The sequence below is a fragment of the Pseudomonas sp. MH9.2 genome, assembly GCF_034353875.1.
Classification (GTDB): domain Bacteria; phylum Pseudomonadota; class Gammaproteobacteria; order Pseudomonadales; family Pseudomonadaceae; genus Aquipseudomonas.
In genome coordinates this window covers 2,621,501-2,627,500 of sequence record NZ_CP133784.1, presented here as the reverse complement: position 1 = coordinate 2,627,500, position 6,000 = coordinate 2,621,501, and the positions used below count along the sequence as shown (strand labels likewise).

Annotated in this window: 6 protein-coding genes, 4 tRNA genes and 2 rRNA genes (1 of these 12 running past the window's edge); all 12 read left to right on the top strand. The window is 52.4% G+C overall.

The window, feature by feature from the left end; genetic code table 11:
• A 23S ribosomal RNA gene (locus tag RHM55_RS12395) occupies positions 1–566 on the top strand; it begins 2,325 nt to the left of the window's first position.
• A 146-nt stretch (positions 567–712) separates the two neighbouring features.
• Positions 713–828 (top strand): 5S ribosomal RNA (gene rrf / locus RHM55_RS12390).
• 132 nt (positions 829–960) lie between these two features.
• Positions 961–1,920 carry a bifunctional biotin--[acetyl-CoA-carboxylase] ligase/biotin operon repressor BirA gene (birA, locus tag RHM55_RS12385; RefSeq protein WP_322182894.1) on the top strand — a complete coding sequence of 320 codons (960 nt, stop codon included), beginning with the start codon at positions 961–963 and terminating at the stop codon, positions 1,918–1,920.
• Positions 1,910–2,659, top strand: coding sequence for a pantothenate kinase (locus tag RHM55_RS12380; RefSeq protein WP_322182404.1), 750 nt, complete (start codon positions 1,910–1,912; stop codon positions 2,657–2,659). The genes birA and RHM55_RS12380 overlap by 11 nt, the downstream gene beginning before the upstream one ends.
• 7 nt (positions 2,660–2,666) lie before the next feature.
• Positions 2,667–3,107: a hypothetical protein gene (locus RHM55_RS12375; RefSeq protein ID WP_322182402.1), complete on the top strand. Its 441-nt coding sequence runs from the start codon at positions 2,667–2,669 to the stop codon at positions 3,105–3,107.
• Positions 3,108–3,249: 142 nt separating this feature from the next.
• A tRNA-Tyr gene (locus RHM55_RS12370) sits at positions 3,250–3,334 on the top strand.
• A gap of 25 nt (positions 3,335–3,359) precedes the next feature.
• Positions 3,360–3,433, top strand: a tRNA-Gly gene (locus RHM55_RS12365).
• Positions 3,434–3,459: 26 nt separating this feature from the next.
• Positions 3,460–3,535, top strand: a tRNA-Thr gene (locus RHM55_RS12360).
• 76 nt (positions 3,536–3,611) lie between these two features.
• The gene (tuf, locus tag RHM55_RS12355; RefSeq protein WP_322182399.1) at positions 3,612–4,805 is read left to right on the top strand and encodes an elongation factor Tu; all 1,194 of its coding nucleotides are present in this window, start codon (positions 3,612–3,614) and stop codon (positions 4,803–4,805) included.
• A gap of 54 nt (positions 4,806–4,859) precedes the next feature.
• Positions 4,860–4,935: transfer RNA gene (locus RHM55_RS12350), tRNA-Trp, on the top strand.
• A gap of 47 nt (positions 4,936–4,982) precedes the next feature.
• Positions 4,983–5,351 (top strand): preprotein translocase subunit SecE, encoded by a 369-nt coding sequence (gene secE, locus RHM55_RS12345; RefSeq protein ID WP_219062800.1) that lies wholly within the window; start codon positions 4,983–4,985, stop codon positions 5,349–5,351.
• Between the two features lie 9 nt (positions 5,352–5,360).
• Complete coding sequence (gene nusG / locus RHM55_RS12340; RefSeq protein ID WP_219062798.1) at positions 5,361–5,894, top strand: transcription termination/antitermination protein NusG; 534 nt, start codon at positions 5,361–5,363, stop codon at positions 5,892–5,894.
• The last annotated feature ends 106 nt before the right edge of the window (positions 5,895–6,000 follow it).

Below are 6,000 nucleotides of genomic sequence, written 5' to 3'. Positions count from 1 at the left end.
GCGCTTGACTGCGAGACAGACACGTCGAGCAGGTACGAAAGTAGGTCTTAGTGATCCGGTGGTTCTGTATGGAAGGGCCATCGCTCAACGGATAAAAGGTACTCCGGGGATAACAGGCTGATACCGCCCAAGAGTTCATATCGACGGCGGTGTTTGGCACCTCGATGTCGGCTCATCACATCCTGGGGCTGAAGCCGGTCCCAAGGGTATGGCTGTTCGCCATTTAAAGTGGTACGCGAGCTGGGTTTAGAACGTCGTGAGACAGTTCGGTCCCTATCTGCCGTGGACGTTTGAGATTTGAGAGGGGCTGCTCCTAGTACGAGAGGACCGGAGTGGACGAACCTCTGGTGTTCCGGTTGTCACGCCAGTGGCATTGCCGGGTAGCTACGTTCGGAATAGATAACCGCTGAAAGCATCTAAGCGGGAAACTAGCCTCAAGATGAGATCTCACTGGGACCTTGAGTCCCCTGAAGGGCCGTCGAAGACTACGACGTTGATAGGTTGGGTGTGTAAGCGCTGTGAGGCGTTGAGCTAACCAATACTAATTGCCCGTGAGGCTTGACCATATAACACCCAAGCAATTTGCGTCGAAAGAGCAGATTGCGGTGTGTGAAGACGACACAAACCGAAAATTGGCAACAACCCACAGATCTATCACATCCCCATTAGTTGGCCCGTTGCGCGCAAGCACGACGATCCGGCAGCCGAATTTCTTGACGACCATAGAGCATTGGAACCACCTGATCCCATCCCGAACTCAGCAGTGAAACGATGCATCGCCGATGGTAGTGTGGGGTTTCCCCATGTGAGAGTAGGTCATCGTCAAGATTGAATTCCGAAACCCCTGTTTGCTTACGCAAACAGGGGTTTTGTTTGTGCGGTTGATAAACACATTTTCGTTTCTATGCATTAGCGGGCCGGGTGGCTATTATGCGTGCCTCATTGTTAGGCGATATCCGCATGCTGACGTTATTGAAGCTTCTTAAGGATGGCAATTTTCATTCGGGGCAAGCCCTGGGCCATGCTCTTGGAGTCAGTCGCAGTGCTGTATGGAAGCAGCTGCAGCAGCTCGAAGCGGAGTTGAGTCTTGAGATCCATAAAGTAAGAGGTCGAGGCTACCGCTTGGCCGATCCGATATCGCTACTGGATCGGGATGAAATCTCCATCGCGGGTTCTTCTCCTGCGTGGCCAATCCTGACCTTCGATTCAATCGACTCCACCAATGCAGAGGCGCTACGCGCAATTGAGCGCGGCCATGATATGCCAGTGCTTGTACTCGCTGAGCGGCAAACTGCCGGCAGAGGGCGACGCGGGCGTAAATGGGTAAGTCCATTTGCGGAGAATATCTACTACAGCCTGGTCTTGAGAGTTGAGGGCGGTATGCGCCAGCTTGAGGGCTTGAGCCTGCTTGTGGGGCTGGCGGTGATGCAGACCCTCCGTGGAGTGGGGGTCGAGAATGCCGGCCTGAAATGGCCGAATGACATTCTTGTCGGGCAGCGCAAGATTGCAGGCGTTCTATTAGAGTTGGTGGGAGATCCCGCTGATGTCTGTCACGTTGTAATAGGCATAGGCATCAACGTAAATATGCAAGCGGCGTCCGAAGTCGATCAGCTTTGGACTTCTGTCCGACTTGAAACCGGCGTCTTGTCAGATCGTAATGACTTGATCGCGCGACTGAATCGCACGCTTGAGCGCTATTTAAGTATTCATCGGCAAAATGGATTCCCCGCTTTTCAGGCTGAGTGGGAGCAGGGGCACTTATGGCAGGGGCGAGCCGTTACGCTGCTCGCGGGAGCCAGTAGCGTTGAGGGTGTGGTTTTAGGGGTTGATGCGCAAGGTGCTCTGCGGTTGAGGGTGGGTTCGCAGGAGAAAACTTTTAGTGGTGGTGAGCTCAGTTTGAGGCTGCGTGATGATTCTTGAACTTGATTGCGGTAACAGCTTCATCAAATGGCGGGTAATTCACGAGGATGCTCCATCGGCAGTCGTGGGAGGTATTGTCGATTGTGATGAGGCGCTGCTACGGGCTCTTCATCAGGTGCCGGGTCTGCGCTTGGCTCGCTGTAGATTGGTAAGCGTGCGCAGCAACGAGGAAACGGCCCAGTTGGTCGCTGTTCTGGTCAAGGCCTTTTCGATAGACGTCATGTATGCCGCTCCTGCGAGGCTTATGGCCGGCGTAACAAATGGTTATGACGAATATGAGCTGCTAGGCCTGGATCGGTGGCTTGCCATAGTGGGTGCGTATCATCTGGCAGGTGGCGCGTGCTTGGTGCTGGATCTGGGGACTGCTATCACGTCCGATTTTGTTGCACCCGATGGGCAGCACCTGGGAGGTTTTATCTGTCCGGGTATGCCCTTGATGCGCAATCAGCTGCGTACACATACACGACGGATTCGCTACGACGATGCTGCTGCGGAGCGCGCACTGATCAACTTCGCCCCAGGACGCTCGACAGCTGAGGCGGTGGAGCGTGGGTGTTCGTTGATGGCGCGAGGTTTTGTACTGACTCAATTGAGCATGGCTCGCGATCATTGGAAGGACGATTTCACCGTTTTTGTTACGGGCGGCGATGCGGATTTGATTGGGGGGATTTTGCCGGACGCGCGAATGATGCCTGATCTGGTTTTCGTGGGGCTGGCCCTGGCTTGTCCATTGCCTTGAGGTTGCTATGCGCTGGCTATTTCTTTTGCTATTGATGCTCAATGCCTTCTATTACATATGGCATCAGCAGGAAGCACCTCTGCGGGCCAAGGAGGTTATTTCCTTGTCGTTGTATCGAGGTTCTCAGCAAGATATTCATCTGCTGAGTGAGTCTGATGCTGCGCGCGAAAACCCTTCTGCTCCCCATGAGGCGGAGGAAAAGTGCCTGTATCTGGGTGGTTTTGTTCGTCAGGAGGATGCACGCCTGGTTGAGCAGCGGTTAACGAGCCTCGATATACAGTCGCAGTTTCAGTCTCCCGCGGCAGGTTCTACGGCTGGTTATTGGTTGAGGGTTGCTCCGTCGAGTCGACGGCTTGTGGATGAGGGCCTGATTCAGGAACTCACTCAGGACTTCTCACAGCTAAAAAACAAAATAATGTCTTGTGAGGGCATTGCAACTACGGATTAGTTTGCATAGAATGGCGCCCGCTTCGCAGCGTGGCGTTAACAGCGTCACCTGTAGAGTTGTTGTCAGCGAATGTAACCTCAGGTTTTTAATGAGAAAATAGTTGACAGAAGGGTAGCATGAGTTGAAAATGCTGCCTCGTTCAGGAGGGGTTCCCGAGCGGCCAAAGGGATCAGACTGTAAATCTGACGTCTACGACTTCGAAGGTTCGAATCCTTCCCCCTCCACCAAATTTCAGCGTTAGCAGCAAGCGCCGCGGGTATAGTTTAGCGGTAGAACCTCAGCCTTCCAAGCTGATGATGCGGGTTCGATTCCCGCTACCCGCTCCAAGTTTGCTGTTGGTGCAATGTGTTTCGCTCTTGTAGCTCAGTTGGTAGAGCACACCCTTGGTAAGGGTGAGGTCAGCAGTTCGAATCTGCTCAAGAGCTCCATTACCAAGGCAGATATGAAAATATCTGCCTTTGTTTTAAGCGGTCAAGATTCATTCTTCTATTGGAGATGGTGTCGATGGCTAAAGAAAAGTTCGAACGCAAGAAGCCGCACTTGAACGTTGGTACCATAGGTCACGTTGACCATGGAAAGACGACCTTGACTGCAGCTCTGACCAAAGTATGCGCTGAAGCATTCGGTGGTTCTGCTCGTGACTTCTCTCAAATCGATAATGCTCCTGAAGAAAAGGCGCGCGGCATTACAATCAACACGTCGCACGTTGAATATGATTCTGCGATCCGTCACTACGCTCATGTTGACTGTCCTGGCCACGCTGATTATGTGAAAAACATGATTACCGGAGCTGCTCAGATGGATGGCGCGATCCTAGTGTGCTCTGCGGCTGATGGTCCAATGCCGCAGACTCGTGAACACATTTTGTTGTCTCGTCAGGTTGGGGTTCCATATATTGTTGTCTTCCTGAATAAGGCTGACATGGTTGACGATCAAGAGTTGCTTGAATTGGTCGAAATGGAAGTCCGGGATCTGCTGAGTGCGTACGGTTTTCCGGGTGATGAAACCCCGATCGTGATTGGTTCCGCTTTGATGGCGTTGAATGGTCAGGATGAAGGCGGAATGGGCACGACAGCCGTCCGTAAATTGGTTGATACTCTGGACAGTTATATTCCAGAGCCTGAGCGTGCAGTCGACAAGCCGTTCCTGATGCCGATCGAAGATGTGTTCTCGATCTCGGGTCGCGGTACGGTTGTAACGGGTCGCGTTGAGCGTGGCATCGTCAGGGTGCAGGAAGAGATCGAGATTATCGGTATCGTTCCCACCATAAAGACGACGTGTACGGGTGTTGAAATGTTTCGGAAGCTGCTCGATGAAGGTCGTGCGGGCGAGAATGTCGGAGTACTGTTGCGCGGCACCAAACGTGATGATGTTCAGCGAGGTCAGGTTTTGGCCAAGCCGGGCTCTGTCAGGCCGCATACCAGGTTCGAAGGTGAAGTGTATATTCTGAGCAAGGAAGAGGGTGGTCGTCATACGCCATTCTTCAAAGGTTACCGTCCACAGTTTTACTTCCGTACAACGGATGTGACCGGTAACTGTGAATTGCCAGAGGGCATTGAGATGGTAATGCCTGGTGACAACGTGAAAATGGTTGTCACCCTGATTCAGCCGATTGCGATGGAGGATGGTCTTCGTTTCGCTATTCGTGAGGGCGGTCGTACCGTCGGCGCGGGTGTCGTAGCTAAAATCATCGAGTAAGTTGTTGAAAAACTCTTGTTGGGCCGGCATAATGGTCGGCCTAATTTTGCTTTTAGGTCAGTAGCTCAATTGGCAGAGCGACGGTCTCCAAAACCGTAGGTTGGGGGTTCGATTCCCTCCTGACCTGCCAGATTCACTCGGTGTTAATCTGGCTTTCTTTTCACAGGATCCTCGTAGATGACTCCCAAGGCTGAAGCCCAAGACTCTCGCTTTGACCTGCTTAAATGGCTCCTGGTAGCCGTTTTGGTGGTCGTAGGTGTTGTCGGCAATCAGTACTACTCAGCGGAACCGATCCTGTACCGCGTGCTTGTATTGCTTGCTATTGCTGCTGCTGCTGCCTTTGTTGGTTTGCAGACAGGAAAAGGTAAAGCTTTCTTCGTGTTGGCAAAGGAAGCTCGTACCGAGATTCGTAAAGTCGTTTGGCCTACTCGCCAAGAAACTACGCAGACCACATTGATTGTTGTGGCTGTTGTGTTGGTTATGGCGCTGCTGTTGTGGGGTTTAGATTCCCTGCTCGGTTGGCTTGTTTCTTTGATTGTCGGCTAAGGGTGTCCCGTGGCTAAGCGTTGGTACGTAGTGCATGCTTACTCCGGTTATGAGAAGCATGTCATGCGCTCTCTGCTTGAGCGTGTGAAGCTGGCTGGCATGGAAGAAGGCTTCGGCGAAATTCTGGTTCCCACTGAAGAAGTGGTTGAAATGCGTAATGGCCAGAAACGCAAAAGCGAGCGCAAATTCTTTCCAGGCTATGTGCTGGTACAGATGGATATGAATGAGGGTACTTGGCACTTGGTCAAGGACACTCCTCGTGTGATGGGTTTCATCGGCGGTACTGCTGATAAGCCAGCACCGATCACTGATAAAGAGGCAGAAGCGATTCTGCGTCGCGTCGCTGATGGTAGCGACAAACCGAAGCCAAAAACACTGTTCGAGCCAGGTGAAGTTGTTCGTGTCACCGACGGTCCATTCGCTGATTTTAACGGCACGGTTGAAGAAGTTAACTACGAAAAAAGCCGGATCCAAGTGGCTGTGCTTATTTTCGGTCGCTCTACTCCGGTAGAGTTAGAGTTCAGCCAGGTCGAAAAGGCATAGCTGAACGAAAATCCCAACCCCGCAGCCCTAGGCTGTGGGGTTTTGTCGTCACTGGGATAAACGCGCAAGTAACCGGGGAGCCTTTTTAGGCGTCTGAACCCGTAAT